Origin of the sequence: Sphaerisporangium aureirubrum, from assembly GCF_042658925.1 — a bacterium.
GTDB classification, from domain to species: domain Bacteria; phylum Actinomycetota; class Actinomycetes; order Streptosporangiales; family Streptosporangiaceae; genus Sphaerisporangium; species Sphaerisporangium aureirubrum.
Map to the genome: position 1 here is coordinate 46,586 of NZ_JBHSRF010000045.1, position 21,692 is coordinate 68,277.

Below are 21,692 nucleotides of genomic sequence, written 5' to 3' on the forward strand. Positions count from 1 at the left end.
TCCGCGTGCCCTGAACGCCCGGGGGCTAACGGAAATCCCGCCCCGGTCGCGACATCGGCATCTGACGGGTGCCGACCGCCATCGCGCCGAGGCCGAGGAGCAGGATGATCACGCCGGTGACCACGTTGTTCCAGATCGTGCCGGTCGTGGCCGACCGCAGGATCCAGGGCGACAGGATGGTCCACACCCCGAGGACCGGGGCGAGCCACGTCAGCCCGTAGGTGCGGCCGTACGCCGAGGCGAACCCGAGCCCGAGCGCCGCGAGAAACAACCCGACGACCAGGTTGTTCACCGCCATTCGCGAGTTCCCGTTGAATCCCACCACCCAGGGGGATATCGCGAGGTACAGCCCCGCGAGCAACGTCATCCCGTCGATGGCCTGCGCACCCGCGCTACAACTCGCCCTCTCGTACTTGGCCCGCATCTCCATGATGTCGGGGTGCGTCTCCAGGCCGGTCGGTCTGGTCATGACCTCACCGCCTTCCGACTTCCTCCAGGAACGGCTTTATCTCGCCATACCCCTCGGCAAAAGCCGCTCAACAACGACCAAAGCAAATATTTCGGCTGTTCACGCCCGTTATTCGGACTTGCGACCGAGGAATAGGCCGGTGCGTGGAAGGCGAAACGGCCTCGTGCCGGGAGCGCCGCCGCGACGCCACCAGCACGAGGCCTCCGCCACCGCCACGAGGCCCCCCGGCCGCGGGCGCACCGCGGCGGCGGCCGGGGGGTGCGGTCAGTCGATCTCGGGGCGGCCGAGACGCCAGTAGCCCATGAAGGCCACCGCCGTGCGGTCGACGCCGAGGTCGCCCACCAGGTGGCGGCGCAGCAGCTTCACCACGCCCGCCTCGCCCGCCAGCCAGGCGTAGAAACCGTCGTCGGCGGTGGCCTGGCCCGGTACCTCCCACAGCGGCTCGTCCTCCCCCGCCCCGGGGCGGGGCGGCAGGTCACGCACGTCGACGGGCACCCGGGCCGCCGTCCCGGCGCGCAGGGCGCGGGCCGCCTCCCGTACGGCGGGGATCAGCAGGTCGCCGTGCCGGGCCTCGGGGGCGCCGGGGCGGTGGCGCGGCAGCCAGGTCACCCGTACGCCGGGCGGCACGTCCAGGGGGAACTCGTCGCCGGGCTCGGGCACCTCCACCAGGATGCGCGCGTCCACGTGCGCGGGCAGCCGCTCGGCGATGGCCGACAGGGCGGGCGCGGCCGTCTCGTCCCCCGCGGCCAGCAGCCGGGTCGCCCCGGGCGGAGGCGACCACTCGGCGCCGACGACGGGGCCGTCGTGCCGCGAGTCCGGCCCGATGACCAGCAGGGGGTGCCCGGGCCCCGCGGCGAGGGCCCACCGGGAGGCGGGACCGCCGTCACCGTGCAGGGCGAAGTCGACGTCCAGCTCACGCCAGCCGGGCCGCGCGGCGCGGGCGGTGTACGTACGGACGGGGTTGCGCCGCTCGGGCGGCAGCGCCCGCCACGGCTCCCACCAGTCCTCCCCGTCCGGGAAGGAGGAGTACCCGCCGTCGCGATCCGGGAACACCAGCTTGATCCGCTGATCGAAGCCGTTGTCCGCGAAACAACACAGATCATCCCCGACAAGAGTGACCCTCACGAAACTGGGCCCGACCCGGACGACACTCCCGACCCACGCCCGGAACGTCCGATAGGCGGGAACATCCCTCACACCAAGATGCGTGAAATGCCCGGCGTCGAGGGCCGGGCCGGCGAGATTCTCCCTGGCCGCGACGCGATCGGCGGCGACGGCCGCACGGACGGCGTAGTCCCCGACGGCAACGGCTCCGGTCCGATCGGCGGGACCCTCCGCGGCGACCGGGCGGGCGGAGCCCTCCCCAGCCGGGACACGATCGGCGGGACCCTCGGCGGCGCCGGAGCTCTCCCCGGCGGGACGCCGGGCGGCGGGGTTTTCCCCTGCGGCGGGCGCGGCGTGATGGGCCAGGGCGATCGGGTGGGTGGGGACGTCGGTGGGTCGCTCGGTGCTGGCGGTCATTCGGCCCCTCCGTCGGGAATCGCGTTCGCCAGCAACTTAGCTATGCCTTACCTAACTAGCAAGCGGGGCCGTTTCCACGGGGGCCTCGACGCGGACCACGTCGAGTCGCAGGACGAATCGTGCGCCGCGGGAGGAATCCTCGATGCGGAGGCTGCCGCCGTGGGATTCGGCGATCTCGCGGGAGATGGCCAGGCCGAGGCCGGTGCCGTCGGGGTCGCGGCGGCGGCCGTCCTCCAGCCGGACGAAACGCTGGAACACGCGCTCACGGTCGCGCAGGGAGATGCCGCCGCCGTCGTCGGTGACCTCCAGGACGGCCAGCCCGCCCTCCTCGCCCACGGTGACGGCCACGGTGGACTCGGCGTGGCGCTGAGCGTTGGCGATCAGGTTCTCCAGCACGCGCATCACCTGGACCCGGGAGCCGCGGATGAAGACGCGGTCGGTCACGTGCACCCGTACCGGCATGCCGGTGGCGAGGTCCTCGACCACCTCGGCGACCAGCATGGCGAGGTCGAACGGCTCGCCGGAGGCAGTGTCGCCGGAGCGGAGCCTGGCCAGCACGAGCAGGTCGTCCACGATCGCCTCCATGCGGTCGACGGTGGCGAGCGCCGCCTGGATGGACGCGCGCGGGTCGACGTCCGCCGGGTGCAGCAGGGCCTCCTCCAGGCGCAGGCGCAGCCCGGCGATCGGGGTGCGCAGCTCGTGGGAGGCGTCCGAGGCGAACCGGCGCTGCTGCGACACCGCCTCCTCCAGGCGGGCGAGGGTCTGGTTGGCGGTGTGCGCGAGCAGGGCGATCTCGTCGCCGCCGGGGGGGACGGGGACCCGCAGGCTCAGGTCACTGCCGGTGATCTGCGACATGCGGGTCCGTATGGCCTCCACCGGGCACAGCGTGCGGCCCACCAGCACCCAGGTGACCCAGGCCGAGAGGCCCGTGAGCACCAGGACGCCACCGGCGATGCCCGCCTCCAGGCGGCCGTTGGCGAGCACGGCTGGGGTGCGGACCCCCGCGTAGACCACCAGGGAGTCCGACGCGGGGGTGACCCGGATGGCCATGGCCATCACGCAGCCGATCACCGCCGGGCAGGCGGTCACCTCCTCGAAGCGGTCGTCGGCGGGCGGCCGCACGTTGCTCAGGGGCTCGGCTCCAGCCGCCTGCTCGCTGGCGCGCACGACCCGTCCGGCGTGGTCGACCACCTGGATCAGGTCGACCGGGCTTATCGCGGGGATGACCCGCGGCACCCGGCCCGCCCGCACGGCCGCGCTCCACTGGCTGGCCACGCGCTTGGTCGAGTCGAAGGTGTCCACCACCGATTTGTATCGGGCCGCCGCGTCCAGGCAGGCGCCGATCACGGTCAGCACGATCAGGCTGGTGACGATGGCGGCGACCGTGTATCTGGCCCGGATCGAGACCGGTCGGGGAATTTTCACGGTAAGCGCTTTCCTCACCTGGGTCCGCTCACGACCGGACGCCGCCGAGGGCGGCCGGAGAGCCGAGACGGTCGAACGTGGGCCGGGGGAACCCGTCATGGGTCCGTCCCGCCTCGCCGTCGCCGTCGAGCAGGCGCCGCAGCAGCCCGAGGGCGTACTCCGACGAACTACCCGGTTCGGCCTGGAAGACGACGAGTTGCTGGCCGCGCGCGTTGCCGGCGAAGAGACGCTCGATGGTGAGCGTGAGATCGCCGACCAGCCGGTGATGAAAGCGCTTGTCCTGGTCCCCCGCGACGTCGACGTCGTGCCGCGCCCACATCCGGCGGAAGTCCGGGCTCTGGTCGCAGAGCTCGTCGACCAGCTCGGGCAGGTACGGGTCGTCGGGGTCGGTGCCGGCCAGGCCGCGCAGCAGCGCCGCCTTGGTGGCCGCCGCGACCTCCCAGTCGACGTAGAAGCCGCGGGACTCGGGGTTGAGGAAGGTCAGCCGCAGCAGGTTGTCGTTGTGCTCCAGGCCGTCGTACAGGGCCCTGGTCATGCGGTTGGCCGCGAGCACGTCCATCCACCGGCCGAGGACGAACGCCGGGGTGTACTCCAGCCCCCGCAGGATGCTGAGCAGTCCCGGGCTGACCCTCTCGACGCGGCGGGCCGGGCGGCGCGGCCGCGGGTGGGCGAGCTCGAACAGGTGGTCGGTGGCGGCGGCGTCCAGGTTGAGCACCCGGGCGAGGGCGCCCAGCACCTGCTCCGAGGGCCGGCGCTCCCGCCCCTGTTCCAGCCTGATGTAGTAGTCGGTGCTGACACCGGCCATCATCGCGATCTCTTCGCGGCGCAGTCCGGGAGTGCGGCGACGGCCTGCGCGGATCAGCCCGATCGAGTCGGGACTCGTGACCTCGCGCCTGGCGCGGAGGAAATCACCGAGGAGTTTGTCGCTGTCCATTTCATCAAGTTACGACAGGTATGCGAGATATGGGGGGTTGTCTCACACCCAGGGGACGGGCAGCGGCCTCTCCCATTGCCGCAGGTCAAACCCCTTGACCACATCTTGGTGCCCCACTGGGGCGCGCCTTACTCCCCTGCGGGTCAGGAGGACGCGCACCGCTCCGGCGCCGTGCCGCGACCGGAGGCCGGTGGAACCGGCTCAGATCTCGTCGAGGATACGCCGGAGGCTGTCGACCGTGGCGTCGGCCCGCTCGGCCTCGACGCTCAGGCGGTTCATCACGTCCCAGTACTGGTCGACCTCGGCGGGCTTGTCGGGGTAGATCGCGCTGTTGAGCTGCTCGAGGTACACCACGTCGGGCAGCAGGTCCTCGGCCATGCGCAGGATGGTGACCGGGCCGCCCGCCGCCGCGTGGCCGCCGTGGCTGAACGGCATGAGCTGGATCGTGACGTTGGGCAGCGCGGCCATGTCGATCAGGTGGGCGATCTGCGCCCGCATCACGTCACGCCCGCCGACCAGACGGCGCACCGCCGCCTCGTCCAGCACCGCCCACAGCCGGACCGGGCGGGGACGGGTCAGAATGCTCTGCCGCCGCATGCGCAGCTCCACCCGGCGGTCGATGTCCGCCTCGGACAGGCCGCGTGCCAGCCCGGCGACCGCGCGGGCGTAGGCCTCGGTCTGCAGCAGGCCGGGGACGAACTGCACCTCCCAGGCGCGGATCACGCTCGCCGCCTGCTCCAGCCCGAGGTAGGGCTCGAACCAGGACGGCACCGCGTCGCCGTAGGCGTGCCACCAGCCCGGGTGGTTGGCCCGCTCGGCCAGCGACAGCAGGGGCCGGCGCTCGGTCTCCGCGGTCACGCCGTACATGGTGAGCAGATCGGCCACGTCGCGGATCTTGAAGCCGGTGCGGCCGAGCTCCATCCGGCTGATCTTGGTGTCGGAGGCGCGGATGTGGTAGCCGGCCGCGGCGCGGCTGATCTCGCATGCCTCACGCAGGCGGCGCAGCTCACCGCCCACGACCATACGCAAGACAGTCGGCCCCGACAGCCGCTGATCCTGCATCGTTTCCTCGTCGAGGTCGCCATGGGGCCGAACGGTGCTCATGATCACTCTCCGGTATGATCCAAGCTCAAACAGCGAGCCCTCGCAAGACCCATATTTCAGCACACCCAGCCGGCGTGTAGTGGCATGACCGGATATGGCCGCCCGGGTACCGGCGCCCGGTCAGGTTTTGCGGCCCACCCCGCACACCTCGTGCTCCTCGGCCACCGGCCCGGGTGCGCCGAGGTCGGGCCGCCAGCGCGACAGCACCACCACCCCGGGCGGGACCGTCTCCATCCCGTCGAGGAACGCGGCGATCTGGTCCCTGCCGCGCAGGTGGTACGGCACCGAGCCGCCCTCGTTGTAGCGCCGCTGGGCCTGTTTGAACGCCTCGTCGGTGTCGGTGCTGTCGGCGAGCGCCAGGTGGCTGCCGGGTGCCAGACCGTCCATCAGATGGCGGACGATGGCGCGCGCCTCGTCGTAGTCGGGCAGATGGCCGAGCACGCCAAGCAGTATGAGCGCTACCGGCTCGCCGAGGTCGAGCGTCTTCGAGGCGGCGTCCAGGATGCGGCCGGGGTCGCGCAGGTCGGCGTCGACGTAGCTGGTGGCGCCCTCCGGCGTGCTGGTGAGCAGGGCGCGGGCGTGGGTCAGCACCAGCGGGTCGTTGTCGACGTACACGATCCTGGCGTCCGGCGCGGCCCGCTGGGCCACCTCGTGGGTGTTGTCCCTGGTGGGCAGCCCGGTGCCGACGTCGAGGAACTGCCGGATCCCGGCCTCCCCCGCCAGGTACCTGACGGCCCTGGCCAGGAAGTACCGCTGGGCGCGCGCGATGCTGACGATGCCGGGGAACACGGCGGCGTACGCGTCGCCCGCCGCGCGGTCGACCGGGTAGTGGTCCTTGCCGCCGAGCCAGTAGTTCCAGATGCGGGCCGAGTGCGGCACGCTGATGTCGATCTCCGGCGGGGCGGGGCGCTCCGGGCGCGACCGGCCGGCGGTCACGAGGACGTCCCCGGCGGGGCGGCGCGCCCGGGACGGAACGGTTCAGTGGTCACGAGGGCATTTCCTCCGATGCGCGTTCGGCGGCCGTGTGCGGGGGTCGCCCGCGCCGGGCCCGCCGGTTCTTGGATCTGTCGGTGGATCTGTGTCCTGCGCACACCCGGGACGCGATCGGTTTGGCCTCTCACGGCGCGTGGGCGCCTGCATAGATTCCTCCATATCCCCATAGGTTGTGAAGGTGGATTTCGACTACACCATGGCGATCGGGTCGTTTCTGGTGGCGATCGTCGTCGGACTCACCGGCATGGGCGGGGGCGCGCTGATGACGCCCATGCTCGTCACCTTCTTCGGCGTGCCGCCGCTCGCCGCGGTGTCCAGCGACCTGGTCGCCGCCGCCGTCATGAAGCCCGTCGGCGGGGCGGTGCACCTGCGGCGCGGCACCGTGGACATGCGGCTGGTCGGGTGGCTGTGCGCGGGCTCCGTCCCGGCGGCCTTCGCCGGCGTGCTGTTCGCCCGGGCGCTCGGCGAGGGCGAGGGCGTGCAGGCCGTCATCCGCGTCGCCCTCGGCGTCGCGCTGCTGATCGCGGCGGCCGGGCTGGCCGTACGCGGCTACCTGGCGCTGCGCGACCGGGCCGAGAGCCGCACCCCGGCGACCGGGCGGCGCACCGCCGAGCGCGGCGAGCCCGCCGCCACCCGGATGCCCACCGTCGCCGTCCGGCCGGCGCCCACCTTGCTGGTCGGGGCGGTCGGCGGACTGGTGGTCGGCATGACCTCCGTCGGGTCCGGCTCGCTCATCATCGTGGCCCTGCTCGGCCTCTATCCCGCGCTCAAGGCCAACCAGCTCGTCGGCACCGACCTGGTTCAGGCGGTCCCGCTGGTGATGTCGGCGGCGCTCGGCCACCTGCTGTTCGGCGACTTCCAGCTCACCGTCACCGTCGCGCTGCTGGCCGGGTCCATCCCCGGCGTGTACCTCGGCTCGCGCATCTCCTCCCGCGCGCCGGGCGGGCTGATCCGCCGGATCCTCGCCTTCGTCCTGCTCGCCTCGGCGCTGAAGATGTTCGGGGCGGGCAACGCCGCCACCGTGTGGATCCTACTCGCGGTGCTGCTCGCCGCGCCGGTCTTCTGGGCGCTGCTGCGCAGGCGGCACGGCCTCACGCCCCTGCCGTGGACATGGGCGTGGCCCGGCTCCCGAGGTGGGCGCCGGGCCAAGGACGATCATCCGGTCACCGAGCGGCGCGACTGACCGTCACAGGTAGATCGCACGGCAGGGCGCGCCGTTGAGGGTGAAGTCGGTGGGCGGGTTGTTGACGCCGCTGTAGCTGCCGTTGAAGCCGAGCTGGAAGGTCTGGCCGGGGCCGATCACCGACCAGCTCGGGCCGTTGACGGTCACCCACTGCCCGCTCTGGGTCATCGTGGTGTTCCAGATCTGGGTGATCCGCTGGTTACCCGGGAAATGGAACCGCAGCTGCCAGGGGCCGAAGGACCGGTTGGTGGTGATGTTCTTGATCCGCAGCGTCGTCGAGAAGCCGGTGCCCCACTCGGCGTCCGAGTGGGTGACCTCGCACGGGTAGGGGACCGGGTCGCCCGTCGGCGTGGGACTGGCCGTGGGCGTGGGGGTGGGGGTGGGCGGCACGGGGTCGCCCGTCGGGGTGCGCGTCGGAGTGGGCGCCGGCAGGCCCTGCTGGGCGCGGGCCGTGTACAGGTCGGAGCGGGGGCCGACGTTGCCCGCGAGGTCCCTCGCCACGATGTAGAAGGTGTAGAACTGGTTGGGCACCAGGCCGGTCGCGGCGAAGTACGGCCGCCTCGGGTCGACCGTGGGCACGGTGACGGTGCCGATGCGGTTGAAGACCGAGCCCTGCTGCATGTAGATGTCGTAGGCCGCGACGCCGACGTTGTCGGTGCCGGGGGTCCAGCACATCGGGACCGCGCCGGTGAAGTCCGCGACGCACTCCCAGATGCCGGTCACCTTGGCCGGCGGCTGGACGTCGTTCGCCGCCACATGGGCGGGCCGCTCCGGGATCGCCGCCTGGGCGGGGGCCGAGCCGAGGAGCCCGCCGAGGAACGCGGCGAGCAGCGCGACCGTACTGGTGACGGCGCGGTGTCGAGTGAACCGCATGACTCACCTTTCTCGGCCGGATCTGGCACCGGCCACGAGCGCCGCACTCCCGTCGACGCGGACGCGACGGGACCGGGGACCCAGGGATGGAAGGCGATCGTCGGCCCGGCCACCGGGGGTGTCAACGGCCGCCCCCCGCCGCCCGGCCGGGGCACGGCGCCCCCCGCAGGTCGGCCACACGCCCCGTGAGCAGCGGCCACGGGCCGCGCTGAAATTTACAACCCCCCACAACGGCACCCCGGGCGCCGCGGAAACCCTCCGGAGCGCCGAGCACGGGCACCGCCCGCCGGGCGACCCAGGGTCGGCGGCGCCGGAGGCTCGGGAGGTGTCCGGAAGATCCAGGGAGGCAGAGGCCGGAGGCCCGGGAGGCGTCCGGAAGATCCGGGGAGGCAGGGGGCGGAGTCCCGGGAAGCGGGCGGAAACACCGGGGGCCGGGGACCGCAGGAACGGGAGGGCCGGAGAGCCAGAGCCGGAGAGCGGGAGCCGGGAGCCGGGAGTGGGGCCGGGAGCGGGGCCGGGAGCGGGGCCGGGAGCGGGGCCAGGAGCGGGGCCAGGAGCGGGGCCAGGAGCGGGGCCAGGAGCGGGGCCGGGAGCGGGGCCGGGAGCGGGGCCGGGAGCGGGGCCGGGAGCGGGGCCGGGAGCGGGGAGCCGGAGGAGACGTGAGCCCCCCGGGGAGGACCCACGGCACGGGGCCGTGGGTCCTCTGAGGGTCCGCCGACCCTCGGGCCTCGCGGCGGGTGGGCCCGGGTGTCCGGTAGGCCCGGTCCGCCGCGAGGAGATCAACCGGCCGCGGGCTCGCGGTTGCGGCGGCGGTAGGCGGCGGGGGGCTCGCCGAAGGTCGTGCGGAAGATCCGGTTGAAGTGGGAGTCGCTCGGGAATCCCCAGCGGGCCGCCACGGCGCGGATCGGCATGGCGTCCATCAGGGGGTCGGCCAGGTCGCGGCGGCATCTTTCGAGCCGCCGTCTGCGGATCCAGCCGCACACGGTGAGGCCCTGCGACTGGAACAGCTTGTGCAGGTGCCGCAGGGAGACGTGATGGGCGGCGGCCACCAGGGCGGGCGAGAGGGCGGCGTCGTCCAGCCGCTCCTCGATGAACGCCTGCATGCGCAGGATCAGCACCTGGTCGGGGTCGCGCAGCGCCGGGGCCGCCTCGACCTCCAGCTCGTGCGCGAGCAGGGCGGTGACCAGGTCGAGCAGGATGCCCGACACCCGGACCAGGTCGGCGGGCGTGGGCCGGTCGAACCGCGAGGCGAGCTGCCAGAGCATCGTGCGCAGCAGCGCCCCCACCCCCCGCCGTCCCGGTATCCGGACGGCCAGCAGACGCTCGACCGAGGAGGACGGCAACCCGAGGACGTCGTGCGGGAACTGCAGGATCAGCCCGTCGCTCACGTTCCGCCCGCGGCCCCCGGTGCGGCGGCGCGGAGGCGAGACCCAGGCGTGGAAGGGACGCGAGGTGTCGTACAGCAGCAGGTCGGTCGGTGCCAGGGCGGCCTCTCGGTGCAGTTGCCGGATCCCGGACCGGCCGCGGACGGTCAGTGACAGTTGGTACAGGCCCGGGTCGGACCTGCGGATCATGCTGGCGCTGCGCCGCGCCTCGAACGGGGCGCACCGCACCCGCGACAGGCGGGCCACCCCCAGATCGACCATGCTCATCTCCGCCCAGAAATCGGACGCCTGCTCGCTGACGGCGTCCACCGAGACCACCGACCGCGCGACTGCCTCCCACCAGAAGTCGAACCGTTCCCTAACGGGCACCTCGTCGAGCCGCACCATGGAAGTGTCCAACAATGCCCTCTCCTGCGTCGAACGAACCGGGAGAAGGCGGCCGTGGCGCGGACCCCCGTTCCGCACCACGGCCCCCTGACATCGCGTCAATCGCTTTGTCCGGCCACCACGGAGAATCCACTGAGCCGCCCCCGAACTTTTCCATGGTCCAGCGTGCGCGGCCCGCGCGGCACCTCTATTCCGCCTGCGCGGAAACCTCCAGGTGGAACCAGGAAAGCCTGTGCGCCTCCGAAGTGCCGCCGCGCGCGTTTTGGAACGTGTCAATGACGAGCGAACTGAGAAATCCCGAATCGTCACCTGATGTCACGCGATTTCGTGCCCACTACGCCAGAATGAACGTAGGGGCAACTTCGCGTCGATCTCTAGACACTCGCAGCGACATCTCCACGGGGGAACGATGGGGACACTGCGCATTCACTTCACCGCCGACGACCTGGCGCGCACCACAGTCGCCGCGGCGCCGGACCCGCTGTGGGAGGTGCTGCTCAGCCGCTTCCGGCTCAGGGAGAGCGGCGCTCAGCCCTTGTTCCGGCCCTGGCTCGGCCAGTTGCGCGCGCACCCGGGGCGGCTCGGCCGGATACGGCCCGGTGCGCGGCTGCTGGACGTGCTTGTGCCCCCCGGCCCGTACTTCCCCGACTTCCTCACCCCGCCCGAGGCGGAGAGCGGGCTGAACGACGGCCTTGAGGCGCTGCTGTCCACCCCCCGGCGCCGGCTGCGGCACGAGCTACGGCTGCTCGCCCGGCACCACACCCTTCCCGGGTGGGTGCGGCCGATCGCCGAGGGCGACGTCAAGCTGCTCACCGGGATGGCGGACGCCCTGCGCGACTACCACGAGGCGGCCATCGCGCCGTACCACGCCCTCATCCAGGGCGCCGTCGCCGCCGACCGGGCGCAGCGGGCCCGGGACCTGCTGGGCGGCGGGGTGGAGGGGCTGCTGGAAGGGCTGCGGCCACTGATGCGCTGGAATCCCCCCGTGCTCGAGGTCAACTACGACGTCGACAGGGACATGTGGCTGAACGGGCGCGGCCTGCGGCTGGTGCCGTCGTACTTCTGCCAGCGGGTGCCGGTGTCGCTGGTCGACCCCGTGCTGCCGCCAGTGCTGATCTACCCCATCGAACGGCGGCACCGCTGGGCACCCGCCGCGGCCGACCCGCGCGGCCTGGCCGCCCTGCTCGGCCGCACCCGGGCCGCCGTGCTGGACGCCCTCGGGGACGGCGCCACCACGACCGAGCTGGCGCGCCGCCTGCACACCTCCCCCGCCTCGATCAGCCGCCACACCTCGGTCCTGCGCGAGGCCGGGCTCATCACCACCCACCGCGACGGCACGGCCGTCCTGCACGCCGTCTCCCCTCTCGGCGTCGCCCTGCTGGAGGGCCGCCTGTCGGCGCCGCTGCCCGGCTGAGCGGCGGCTGTCGCCGGGGGTAGCGCATCGTGCACGCAGAGATAAGAACCACGCGCCCGCGGGCAATGCGGGGACGGCGATTCCTGCCATCGTCGAAAACACGCGGCGCCGCGTTCCGTCCGGTCCGGCACAGCGGCGCCGCGGTCGCGCCGGACATAGGGGAAAGGGAGCCGGGATGGCCATCAGGATCGAGATTCGCATGCTGGACAAGAAGGAAACCACGAGCGCCTGCGCAAGCAGCAGCTGACCCGAGGATCGTCCGAAAACGTCCCATCCGGGGGTTTTCGGCCAGCAGCGCCGCATCGTGTGGGAAAAGAGAAGAATCACGCCCGACGGGATGGTTATTCCTACGCATCGTCGGAATTGGGCGGCCCCGTTCCTCGCGGCTAGGGCGCGTCGCCGCGTTTAGTTGTCAAGGAAGGAAAGCGCCATGAGCGTGAAAATCGTGATCCGTCCGCTGGACAAGAAGGAGACCACCGGCAACTGCGCCGGTCTCTACAACTGACCACCCGACAGGCACGGTGAGCGCGGCGGCGACACCGTGCCACCGCCGCGGGCGCCCCGTCCTCTGGGGCGCCCGCGGCCCATCACCGACGGCGGAGGGGGACCGATGACCATGGCGCGCCGGGAGACGATCGCGGAGGACGGGACCGCCGGTGGGGGGCCGATGAACGTGGCGCGCCAGGAGGCGGCCCCGGAGGACGGGACGGCCGGTGAGGCACCGCAGCGCCCGCGGATCAAACCCGAGCACCGCGCGTACCGGACCACCGAGGGGAACGTCCGGATCGGCGGCGTGGTCTACGGCATCGGGGCCGAGATCGCCGACCCCGGCGGCTGGGTCTGGACCCTCGCCGAGGCCATGGACGGCACCCGCTCCCCCGCGGAGATCCGCGCGGAGGTCGTCCGCGCCCACCCCGAGCTCCCCGAGCACGCCGTCCGCCAGGCCATGGCCGACCTCCAGGCGGCCGGATACGTGGACGACGCCGCGCCCGCCGCCTCTCCGGAACCGTCCGCCCGGGAACGCTCCCGGTACGACCGCGGCGTCGCGTTGCTCCGCTGGATGGACCGCACCCCCCGCACCGACCCCTGGCAGGCGCAGGACCTGCTGCGCCGCGCCCGGGTCCTGCTGGTGGGCATCGGCGGCACCGGCGGCTTCGCGGCCCAGTCCCTGGTCGCCTCGGGTGTCGGCCACCTCCACTGCGTGGACCCCGACGTGGTGGAACTCTCCAACCTCAACCGCCAGCCCCTGTTCCGCGAACCCGACCTCGGCCGCCCCAAGACCGACGCCGCCCTGTCCTCCCTGCGCTCCCTGAACTCCGACGTCACCGTCACCGCCGCCCGCCACACCGTCCGCTCCCCCGCCTGCTTCCACGCCCTGCTCACCACGCCGCCCGCCGGCACCGCCCCGCCGGGCGTCCGGGATCTGCCGGTGTACGACCTGCTCGTGCTGGCGGCGGACCGCCCCGCGGAGATCCGCGCGTGGGCCAACGAGGTGTGCCTGGAGCTCGGCGTCCCCTGGGTGGACGGGGGGTACCAGGGCCCGCTCGTCAGCGCCGGGGTGCACGTGCCCGGCCGGGGCGCCTGCTGGGAGTGCCTGCGGGCCGGCGAGGCGGAGCGCCGGGAGACCGGGCAGGCGGACGGCGACGCGGGAGCGCCGATTCCGACGTCGAGCCCCGCCGGCGCCGTCACGGCGGGAATGTCCGGCCTGCTGCTCGCCCACGCGGCACTGGCCCTGCTCACGGGGGTCCCACCCATGGAGCCGGGCTTCAGGTTCGGCCTCAACCTGATGCTCCCGGGGGACCCGGTGCTGGAACGTCATCCCCGCCGTCCGGACTGCCCGGCCTGCGGCGACACGCGCCCCACCGGGGTGCCGTCCGGCGGCGCGTCGTGAGTGATGTCGTGCCGGTGGGAGCGCGGCCGGTGGTGGGTGAGGGGACGCGCGTGCGGCTGCGTGGGCTGGCGTGGCGGCGGGACGGGGACGAGTGGATCGTGGGGCGGATGGACGTGGGGGCGTTCGTGGCGTTGCCCGAGGTGGGGAAGCGGGTCGTCGAGCTGCTCGAGGACGGGATGAGCGCCGGGGAGGCGCGCGCGGTGCTGCTCGGGGAGACCGGGCAGGACGTGGACGTCGCGGGGTTCGTCGAGGATCTGATCGCCCTGGACTTCGTGGCGGAGGCCGGCGGGCGGGACCTCGCCTCGGCGGCGGCGCCGAGGGCCACGTTCCCCCGCCTGCGGCCGGAGCACGTGCGGTTCGCGCTGAGCCCGGTGGCGGTCTGGGCCGCCGTGGCGCTGCCGGTGGCCGCGGCGGTGACGCTGGTGCTCCGCCCCGGCCTGGTGCCCGGCTACCGGGACCTGTTGTGGAGCCCACACGGGAGCCTGGTGCTCGGGTTCACCGCGGCGGCCGGGTGGACGATCCTGATGGCGCACGAGCTGGCGCACCTGGTGGTGGCCCGCGCGACGGGGGTGCCCGCGCGGATCCGGCTCGGCACGCGCCTGCAGTTCCTCGTCATGGAGACCGACATCAGCGGCATCGAGCTGGCCCCCCGGCGGCACCGCCTGACCGCGTACCTGGCCGGGATCGCCGTCAACGTGGCCGTCGCCTCGGCCGCCGTCCTGCTCGGCGCGGCCACCGCGCCCGGCACGCTCCCCCACCGGCTCCTCGGCGCCGTGGCCCTGCTGGCTCTGCTCCCCCTCCCCTTCCAGTTCATGGTCTTCATGCGGACCGACGTGTACTTCGTCCTGCAGGACCTCACCCGCTGCCGCGACCTGTACGGCGAGGGCGCCGCCTTCGCCCGGTACGCGGCCCGCCGCCTCCGGCACACGGCCCGACGCCGGGGACCTCCTCCGGCCGACCCCAGCGCGCGGCTCCCGCCCGGGGAGCGGCGGGCGGTGCGGGCGTACAGCGCCGTCCAGGTGCTCGGCACCGCCGCCTGCCTCGCCGCGCTGGCCGTCGTGACGCTGCCCGCGGACGTCACGCTGCTGGTGCGGGCCGCGTCGGCCCTCGGCCCGGACCGGCCGCCAATAGCCAACCTCGACGCGGCGGCCGTGCTGGTCACGCTCACCGCCCTGCACGTGCTGTGGGCCGTCACCTGGTGGCGCGGGCGGGTACGGCGGCGCCGGGCGACTCCCTGAGCGGCGAGACGGCCGGTCTCGTCCGATGCCTACCCGGGCGAAGCCGCGCCGCGGAGAAGGCGAGCGCCGTAGCATCGGCGATGTGGCCGAGCCGGTGCCGGGTGTCCCCTCCCCGCAGTCACAGATCACCCCCGAGGCGGCGGATCTCGCGGAGTTACGCGCGGCGCGCCGGGAACTCGACGAGGTGGTGGCCCTCATCCGTGAGGTGCCCGGCTACGAGGACTTCCTGGCCGCGCCGACCTTCGCGGACGTGGCCGCCGCGGCCGAAGGACCGCTCTGCTACGTCACCCCCGCCGAGGCCGAGGGGCTGGCGCTCATCGTGCGCGGCGACGACGTCGAGCACGTCCCCCTGCCGGAGCTGACCACCGACGAGGTCCGCGCCCGCGTGACGGGCCTGTTCGCCTCCTACGACGAGTTCCGGCCCCGCGAGGACGCCGCCCCCACCGCGTGGGAGCTGGACCTGGACGCGGTCACCCGCTGGCTGTGGGACGCCGCGATGGGCGACATCCTCGGGCGCCTCACGCCGCACGACGGCACGGCCGAGGACGCGCTGACCCTGGTGCCCGGCGGCCTGCTCGGGCTGCTTCCCCTGCACGCCGCCTGGACCGCGGACCCGGCCACGCCCACGGGGCGGCGGCACGCCCTGGACGTGACCACCGTCAGCTACGCGCCCAACGCCCGCTCGCTGACCGCGGCCAGGAAGATCGCGCGGGAGCGGCCGGGGCACACGCTGCTCGCGGTCACCGACCCCCGGCCGATGCCGGAGTGGTACCCCGAGATGCCGTACACCGCCCTGGACACCATGGCCGCCACCGCCGCGCTGCCCGCCGCCGCCCGGACGCTGGCGGGCGAGGAGGCCACCGTGGCGGCCGTCCGGGACGCGCTGCCCGCCGCCGACGTGCTGCACTTCGCCTGCCACGGCCGCGCCGACCTGGCCGAGCCCCTGGACAGCGCGCTGATGCTGTCCGGGGGCCACCCGCTGCGGCTGCGCGACCTGCTGGCGATGGACCTGCGGATCCGCCTGGCCGTCCTGTCGGCCTGCGAGACCTCGCTGCCCGGCACCGAACTGCCCGACGAGGTCGTCGCCCTGCCCACCGGCCTGCTCCAGGCGGGCGCGGCCGGTGTGGTGGCGTCCCTGTGGGCGATCCCCGACCTCGCTACCAGCATGGTGGTCACCGAGTTCTACCGCCGCTGGCGCGGGCACGGCCTCTCCCCCGGCGCCGCGCTGCGGGACGCCCAGCGCTGGGTCCGCGACACCACCAACGCCGAGAAGGCCGCCGTCTGGGAGCGGGACCTCGAAGCCGGGGACGGCCTGCCTCCCCACGACGTCGCCGACGCCCTGCTCGACGTGGTCACCGTGCGCGAGCCCGGCGACCGCGACGAGTCCCGCCTGAGCGCCTGGGCGGGCTTCTGCCACGTCGGCGTGTGAGCTCCCCTGGGGGACGGAAGGCGGGTGACCGGTGCTGAAGGCCGGGAAGGACGAGGACGACTGGCGGCGGCTCGCGGTGCTGGCCCGCCCGCTGCTCGGGCGGCTGCTGGCCGGCGCCGGGGACGCCGCCGCGCTGCGCGCCGAGCTGGACCTGGCGCTCGCGCTGCCGCCCGGGACGGCCAAGGCGGCGCTGCGGCGGGTGCTCACGAGCCGGCCGGAGCTGCGGGCCTGGGTGAACGAGCGGGACGGGGCGCGGGGGCCGGACTACCGGGGCGTGGCGGGGGCGCCGTCCCGGTACCTGGAGGTGGCGGCGCCCGAGCGGGTGGCGGTGGGGATGCGGGTGCCGATGTTCGTGCGGGTGCTGCTCGGCCCGGCGGACCAGGCGACGGCGCTGCGGCCGTTCGACGTCCCGCCGGAGGGGGCCGAGGTCGTCGTGTCGGTGTGGGCGCCGGGTCTGGTCCCGCACGCGGACCTGGAGCAGGAGCTGACGGTTCCCGCGAAGGGGGACTCCGCCGCGCTGCGGTTCTCGTTCACCGCGCCGGGGACGGGGCTGTACCGGGTGGTGGTGCGGGCCTACCGGGGCGGCACGCCGCTCGGGGAGACGGCGGTGCAGATCTCCGCCGAGCACGACGGGCACGCGCAGGAGGAGTCGGTCACGACGTCCGTCATCCCGTCCATGGCCTTCGAGCCGGGCGAGGTGACGTTGCAGGTGAACCGGGAGGCCGACCACTACCGCTTCCAGCTGCTCACCGACGCGCTGCCGCTGCCGGTGCGGTCGGGGCGGCTGGCCGGGGACCCCGCCGCGATCGTGGAGCGGCTCGCCGGCGAGCTCGGGCGGATGGCGTCCGGCGAGCACGACCTGCAGGGCCCGGCCCTGGTGCGGCGGCGGCTGAAGAGCCTCGGGGCCGAGCTGTGGGGCGACGTGGTGCCGGACGCGATCCGCGACCAGTTCTGGCGGCAGGCGGGCCACGTCACGTCGTTCACCGTCGCCAGCGAGCTGGACGACATCCCGTGGGAGCTGCTGTACCCGCTGGACGGCGACGACGAGGCCGGGTTCCTGGCCGAGCGCGTCCCGATCGTGCGGCGGGTGCACGGGCAGGTGCGGGCGCGCAGGCTGGCGCTGCCCAGCGCCGCGTACGTGCGGTCCCTGACCGAGGTGCCCGGCCTGGACCGGGACGCCGCCGACGAGATCGAGGCGGTCCGCGCCCGGCTCACCGGGATGGACGACAGGGGTGTCATCGAATACCTCGACGAGATGCTCGCCCTCCTCGACGACGGCCCCGCGGGCGTGCTGCACTTCGCCGGCCACCACGCCCACTCCGCCGCCACGGGCGGCGAGATCCGCCTGCACGGCGGCTCGCTCATCCCCGGCGACCTGGAGCCCCCCGCGCGGCGCGGCGCCTGGCCGGGCGCGCCCCTGGTGTTCCTCAACGCCTGCCGCACCGCCGGCGAGGTACCGAGGATCACCACCACCACCGGCTGGGCCAGGCAGTTCATGCGAGCCGGCGCGAGCGCGTTCCTCGGCACCCTGTGGGGCGTCCGCTCGGAGTCGGCCACCCACTTCGCCGACCGCTTCTACGACCACTTCATCGGGGAAGGCCTCCCCCTGGGCCAGGCGTCGTTGTCGGCCCGCCAAGCCATCATGGACGAATCCGGCGATCCCACCTGGCTCGCCTACACCGTCTACGGCAACCCTTCCGCCACGGCCGCCGGCCACTGACCCCTGCGCCCCCGCCATGCCGCGCGCCGGCGCGCAGGCCCGCGTGGTCAGGAGCCGTCGCCGTCCGGGGGAGAGGACATCGGGAGCCCGGCCAGGCCGCAGCGCGGTGCGCGGCCGGTGCGGTCCGCCGGGGCGCGGCGGGAGCAGCGGTGGCGGGCGGGGCAGGTGTACGGGGCCGGGCTCGTGGAGCCGGCGCCGGGGTCGCGGATGACGTAGGTGCCGTACCAGTCGCCGTGCGCGGCGATCTCCGCGCACAGGGAGCGCCACTCGTCGAGCGTGTCGGTACCCCGCGCGGCGGCCTCGGTCAGAGACTTCCACTCGCCGAGGCGCCCGGTCTCCCGGGACAGCTGCCGCAACCGCTCGTACAGCGCGCAGACATCCGCCCACGAGCCCGGCGGCGTCATCCGGCCCGGCATTCCCCGCCCACCTCCCGCCGGCCGCACGCGCCTCTCCACGAGGACGGCGTCATCTCACCTTCCCGCTGTTCGCGGTGTGCGGGTGCGGGGGCGGTCCGGGTGGCATTTCGGGGACTCCTCCAGGGGGCTGCGCGTGCGTGCATACTGACTTTAGGCCACCGAACGCCGGCCGGAACGGGTCCCGGAGCGACGTCTGGGGCGCGCCTGCGGCCGGTCCGCACCCGGAACCGGGAGAGGCGTGCCCGAGACGCGGATCAGCATGGGGGACGGCGCCCCGCATGACGCCTATGACGCGCTGGAGCGGCTCGTGTCCGCGTCCGGGCCGGGCAGGGGGCAGTGGGCCACCCCGCCCGACCGGGTGGAGGCCGGGCGGAGCCTCGCGGGCGGGCGGCACGGCGCGGAGGTCTTCGAGATCACGGCGTTCTGGGGGAGGTCGCCGTGGCGGTACGTGGTCAAGCTGGGGCCGGCTGAGGAGATGGCCGAGGAGTGGCGCGCCTACCAGGACCACTTCGCCGAGCGCCGCAACGTGCTGTGCGCGCCGATCGAGCTGGCCACCCCGGTGGCGCGCGGCGCGCAGAGCCCGGTGGGGCGGCGGCGCGAAGCCGTCGTCTACGGCCATGTGGGCGATTTCTCCGCCACGCCGGGCGCGACCCTGGAGACCCTGGAGGACCTGGCGGGACGCGCCTGCCACGGCGGAGCCGACCTGCACCGGTTCCTCGCCGCCGTCACCGAGTTAGGCACCAAGTCGCGCCAGGTGCTGTACAACGGCGCCGCCGGGCAGCCGGGCCGGGGCTCGCTGCGCGACCTCGCGCCCACCCTGGGGCCGTACCTGACGCTGGAGGCCGGCCGGTTCGACGCGGAGGGAAGGCTCGTCGCGGGGGAACCGTCCACCCGCGAGCTGGACGACCTGCTGGCCGGCCCGTCCGCGCTGCTGGCCGCGTGCCTCGAACCCGCCCCGGACGGCGGGCCGCCCGCCGAGGTCCGGCTCGGGCCGGTCCCGGTGACCGGGCACGCCGGGGGTGCCACGGCCCGCCTGCCCGGGATGACCGTCGAGATCGTCGCGCCGGGGCTGGACCTGCGGGACCTGGACAGGACGGTCGACGTGCACGGCCGGGTCACCGGCCACTACACCGCCTCCCGGTGGGCGAGGATCGCCCGGATGTGCCCGGATCTGCAGAGGGAAGGGCTCGATGTCGTCTGTGGTGCCGAGCGGACCCTGGTGCCGTTCGCCCGGTTGTGGGACATGCTCACCGCCGAGGAGGAGCGGCGCCCGGTGTCGCTGGTGCACGGCGACCTCAACCCGCGCAACGTGATGCTGTCGGGCGGGCGGCCCTTCCTGATCGACTTCCCCAAGACCCGTAAGGATCAGCCCCTGTCGGCCGACCTCGGCTGGCTGGAGCTGGGCCTGCTGCGCGACGTGCTCGCCGCGCGGCTCGGGTTCGGTGAGACGCTGCTGCTCCACCGGCTGCTCGGGCTGGCGAGCGTCGCGCTGGACCTCGTCGCGGGGAACGGGCCGGAGCGGCGGTACGGCTCGGTGGAGGCGGCGTTCCTGAACGTCCTGCCCTCGGTCGCGCCCGGCCTGGTGGCGCCGTTCCGCATGCTGTGGGCGGTGCGCGCCCAGGCGCGGCGCGCCTATCCCGCCGGCGCCGGGCCGCCGTGGTGGCGTGACTACCTGGCCCATCTGACGATCTCGGCCGCCCGCATGCTCAAGTGGCCGGACGACGAGCAGACCCCCGCGAAGATCCGCGTGACGGTGGCGGCGGCCGGGGCCGCGACCGAGGTGTGGCAGGGCACCGGCCCGTTCCGGCGGTGGCCGCGGCGGGTGCTGCACGCCGTCGCCGCGGCTCTGATCCCCAAGCTCGCCCCCCACCTCCCCGCCACGGCGGCCACCGCCGCCGCCCTGGTGGACGAGCTCGACGCCCGGGGCGTGCACGACCCGCGGCTGGAGAAGCCCCTGCGCGGCCTGTCCGACCGCATCGTCCAGGCCGCGTTCACCGCCTCCCCGCCCCGCCCGCCGTCCCGCCGCCAGAAGTACTTCCCACTGACGGCCTTCGCCCCCGACGACGAGCCCCCCGGCCACGACGCCCTGGAACTCCTCGCCACAGCCCCTCACGTCACCCTGCTCGGCGGGGCCCTCAGCGGCAAAACCACGATCATCGAGGAACACATCACCCGCCTCCTCACCACCACCCCCCAAACCCCCGCCACCCCGCAAACCTCCGGCACCTCCACCCGTCAAACCTCCGGCACCTCCACCCATCACCCCGGCGGGTCGCCCCTCCCTCACCCAGTCACCCCGCCCGCCGGGACTCCCCACCCCGGCCCGGCCCACACGACCGCCTCCCGGTCCGGCCGGACGACCCGTCAGGCCACCGCGCTCCCCAACGGCGCCCTGCCCCCCACCCCCCGGTTCCCCATCCCTGTCGACGTCCGGGCGCTCGCCTCGGCCGTCGCACCCGCCTCCGGGTCCTCGGGTCAGGGATCCTCGACGACCGGGCTCGACGTCCTGGCGGAAGCGTGGACGGCGGCGGGGCCCGACGTCCTGGCACAGGCGTGGACGGCGGCGGGGCTCGACGTCCTGGCGCAGGCGTGGACGGCGGCGGGGCTGCCCCCGGGCTGGCGTGATCGCATTCCGGCGTTGCTGACGCTCGGGGCGGTGTGCGTGGTGGCCGACGGCCTCGACCGCGTGGACGGTGAGCGGCGGGCGCGGGTCGCGGAGTGGCTGCGGCGGCTCGCGCTCGGGGCGCCGCGCGGGTCGGTGGTCGTCGGGTGGCGGCGGACGGCGCCGCGAGCCGCGGACCTGTACGGCCTGGACGCCGCGCCGTTCCACCCGCGGGTGGTCGCCCCGCCGGACCCGGCGCTGATCCGCCGGTACGTGGACGCCGCTCTCCTGGCGAACGGCGTGGAGGCGCACACCGCCCGCACCGAGGCGCTGGTGGCCCGGCTGCTCCGCGACCCCGAAGGACTGGACGACGACTCGGCACCCCGGTGGCCGTCCCGGGCCATCGGATCCCCAGGCCTGCTTCCCTTGATCACCACCCTGGCCGCCACGACCGCCCCCGCGGAACTGTCCGGCCTCAACGCCGGAACCCTGCTGACCCGATACGTCCACCACCTGACCGACGGCCGCCGCGGCAGCCACCCCGTCCCCTCCCACCCGGACCACCACATGGGCTTCGGCGCCCCAGGCGACCCAGAGGCCGAGCCCGCGCACCGACGCGGCGACCCCCCCGACCCCACCCCCACGAGCACCACACCCAACTACCCCTACCAAGACAAAGAGCCCATCCTCGCGGCCCTGGCCCGCGAG

The 21,692-nt window shown here is 74.2% G+C and carries 16 protein-coding genes; 7 read left to right on the forward strand and 9 right to left on the reverse strand.

The window, feature by feature from the left end; translation table 11 throughout:
* Positions 1-25: 25 nt before the first annotated feature.
* From ACFP1K_RS25790 to ACFP1K_RS25815, 6 genes are all read right to left on the reverse strand, one after another.
* Complete coding sequence (locus ACFP1K_RS25790) at positions 26-469, reverse strand: SPW repeat protein (RefSeq protein ID WP_380757821.1); 444 nt, start codon at positions 467-469, stop codon at positions 26-28.
* A 264-nt stretch (positions 470-733) separates the two neighbouring features.
* Positions 734-1,990: a siderophore-interacting protein gene (locus tag ACFP1K_RS25795; RefSeq protein ID WP_380757823.1), complete on the reverse strand. Its 1,257-nt coding sequence runs from the start codon at positions 1,988-1,990 to the stop codon at positions 734-736.
* Positions 1,991-2,041: 51 nt separating this feature from the next.
* Positions 2,042-3,415 (reverse strand): sensor histidine kinase, encoded by a 1,374-nt coding sequence (locus ACFP1K_RS25800; protein ID WP_380757825.1) that lies wholly within the window; start codon positions 3,413-3,415, stop codon positions 2,042-2,044.
* Positions 3,416-3,443: 28 nt separating this feature from the next.
* Positions 3,444-4,349 (reverse strand): helix-turn-helix transcriptional regulator, encoded by a 906-nt coding sequence (locus ACFP1K_RS25805; protein WP_380757827.1) that lies wholly within the window; start codon positions 4,347-4,349, stop codon positions 3,444-3,446.
* Positions 4,350-4,550: 201 nt separating this feature from the next.
* Positions 4,551-5,453: a helix-turn-helix domain-containing protein gene (locus ACFP1K_RS25810; protein WP_380757829.1), complete on the reverse strand. Its 903-nt coding sequence runs from the start codon at positions 5,451-5,453 to the stop codon at positions 4,551-4,553.
* 120 nt (positions 5,454-5,573) lie between these two features.
* Positions 5,574-6,389, reverse strand: coding sequence for an SAM-dependent methyltransferase (locus tag ACFP1K_RS25815; RefSeq protein ID WP_380757831.1), 816 nt, complete (start codon positions 6,387-6,389; stop codon positions 5,574-5,576).
* Positions 6,390-6,642: 253 nt separating this feature from the next.
* Between ACFP1K_RS25815 and ACFP1K_RS25820 the strand changes: the two genes are divergently transcribed.
* Positions 6,643-7,629 carry a sulfite exporter TauE/SafE family protein gene (locus ACFP1K_RS25820; protein WP_380757854.1) on the forward strand — a complete coding sequence of 329 codons (987 nt, stop codon included), beginning with the start codon at positions 6,643-6,645 and terminating at the stop codon, positions 7,627-7,629.
* 3 nt (positions 7,630-7,632) lie between these two features.
* On the opposite strand, the gene ACFP1K_RS25825 is transcribed toward ACFP1K_RS25820, so the two are convergent.
* A complete protein-coding gene (locus tag ACFP1K_RS25825; protein ID WP_380757833.1) occupies positions 7,633-8,502 on the reverse strand; it encodes a cellulose binding domain-containing protein in 870 nt (289 codons plus the stop codon).
* 779 nt (positions 8,503-9,281) lie between these two features.
* Entirely contained in the window at positions 9,282-10,289 is a 1,008-nt protein-coding gene (locus ACFP1K_RS25830; protein ID WP_380757835.1) for a helix-turn-helix domain-containing protein, read from the reverse strand.
* A 394-nt stretch (positions 10,290-10,683) separates the two neighbouring features.
* Here ACFP1K_RS25830 and ACFP1K_RS25835 point away from each other — a divergent pair, with 394 nt between their 5' ends.
* The 5 genes from ACFP1K_RS25835 to ACFP1K_RS25855 all read left to right on the forward strand — a co-directional run bounded on the left by ACFP1K_RS25835 (position 10,684) and on the right by ACFP1K_RS25855 (position 17,966).
* Positions 10,684-11,688, forward strand: coding sequence for an ArsR/SmtB family transcription factor (locus ACFP1K_RS25835; RefSeq protein ID WP_380757837.1), 1,005 nt, complete (start codon positions 10,684-10,686; stop codon positions 11,686-11,688).
* A gap of 610 nt (positions 11,689-12,298) precedes the next feature.
* Positions 12,299-13,579 carry a HesA/MoeB/ThiF family protein gene (locus ACFP1K_RS25840; RefSeq protein WP_380757839.1) on the forward strand — a complete coding sequence of 427 codons (1,281 nt, stop codon included), beginning with the start codon at positions 12,299-12,301 and terminating at the stop codon, positions 13,577-13,579.
* Positions 13,576-14,817: a hypothetical protein gene (locus ACFP1K_RS25845; RefSeq protein WP_380757840.1), complete on the forward strand. Its 1,242-nt coding sequence runs from the start codon at positions 13,576-13,578 to the stop codon at positions 14,815-14,817. Before ACFP1K_RS25840 ends, ACFP1K_RS25845 begins: the two co-directional genes overlap by 4 nt.
* A gap of 82 nt (positions 14,818-14,899) precedes the next feature.
* A complete protein-coding gene (locus tag ACFP1K_RS25850) occupies positions 14,900-16,246 on the forward strand; it encodes a CHAT domain-containing protein (protein WP_380757842.1) in 1,347 nt (448 codons plus the stop codon).
* Positions 16,247-16,277: 31 nt separating this feature from the next.
* A complete protein-coding gene (locus tag ACFP1K_RS25855; RefSeq protein ID WP_380757844.1) occupies positions 16,278-17,966 on the forward strand; it encodes a CHAT domain-containing protein in 1,689 nt (562 codons plus the stop codon).
* Between the two features lie 47 nt (positions 17,967-18,013).
* On the opposite strand, the gene ACFP1K_RS25860 is transcribed toward ACFP1K_RS25855, so the two are convergent.
* Positions 18,014-18,382 carry a hypothetical protein gene (locus ACFP1K_RS25860; protein ID WP_380757846.1) on the reverse strand — a complete coding sequence of 123 codons (369 nt, stop codon included), beginning with the start codon at positions 18,380-18,382 and terminating at the stop codon, positions 18,014-18,016.
* A gap of 238 nt (positions 18,383-18,620) precedes the next feature.
* Between ACFP1K_RS25860 and ACFP1K_RS25865 the strand changes: the two genes are divergently transcribed.
* On the forward strand, positions 18,621-21,692 hold a 3,072-nt coding region (locus tag ACFP1K_RS25865; protein WP_380757848.1), incomplete at its 3' end, for a phosphotransferase.

What these genes read in the sequence shown, in the direction of transcription:
- ACFP1K_RS25840 (WP_380757839.1), top strand. Translation starts at nt 12,299, where the DNA reads ATGACCATGGCGCGCCGGGAGACGATCGCGGAGGACGGGACCGCCGGT.
- ACFP1K_RS25825 (WP_380757833.1), bottom strand. Translation starts at nt 8,502, where the DNA reads ATGCGGTTCACTCGACACCGCGCCGTCACCAGTACGGTCGCGCTGCTC.
- ACFP1K_RS25790 (WP_380757821.1), bottom strand. Translation starts at nt 469, where the DNA reads ATGACCAGACCGACCGGCCTGGAGACGCACCCCGACATCATGGAGATG.
- ACFP1K_RS25860 (WP_380757846.1), bottom strand. Translation starts at nt 18,382, where the DNA reads ATGCCGGGCCGGATGACGCCGCCGGGCTCGTGGGCGGATGTCTGCGCG.
- ACFP1K_RS25805 (WP_380757827.1), bottom strand. Translation starts at nt 4,349, where the DNA reads ATGGACAGCGACAAACTCCTCGGTGATTTCCTCCGCGCCAGGCGCGAG.
- ACFP1K_RS25820 (WP_380757854.1), top strand. Translation starts at nt 6,643, where the DNA reads ATGGCGATCGGGTCGTTTCTGGTGGCGATCGTCGTCGGACTCACCGGC.
- ACFP1K_RS25795 (WP_380757823.1), bottom strand. Translation starts at nt 1,990, where the DNA reads ATGACCGCCAGCACCGAGCGACCCACCGACGTCCCCACCCACCCGATC.
- ACFP1K_RS25835 (WP_380757837.1), top strand. Translation starts at nt 10,684, where the DNA reads ATGGGGACACTGCGCATTCACTTCACCGCCGACGACCTGGCGCGCACC.
- ACFP1K_RS25810 (WP_380757829.1), bottom strand. Translation starts at nt 5,453, where the DNA reads ATGAGCACCGTTCGGCCCCATGGCGACCTCGACGAGGAAACGATGCAG.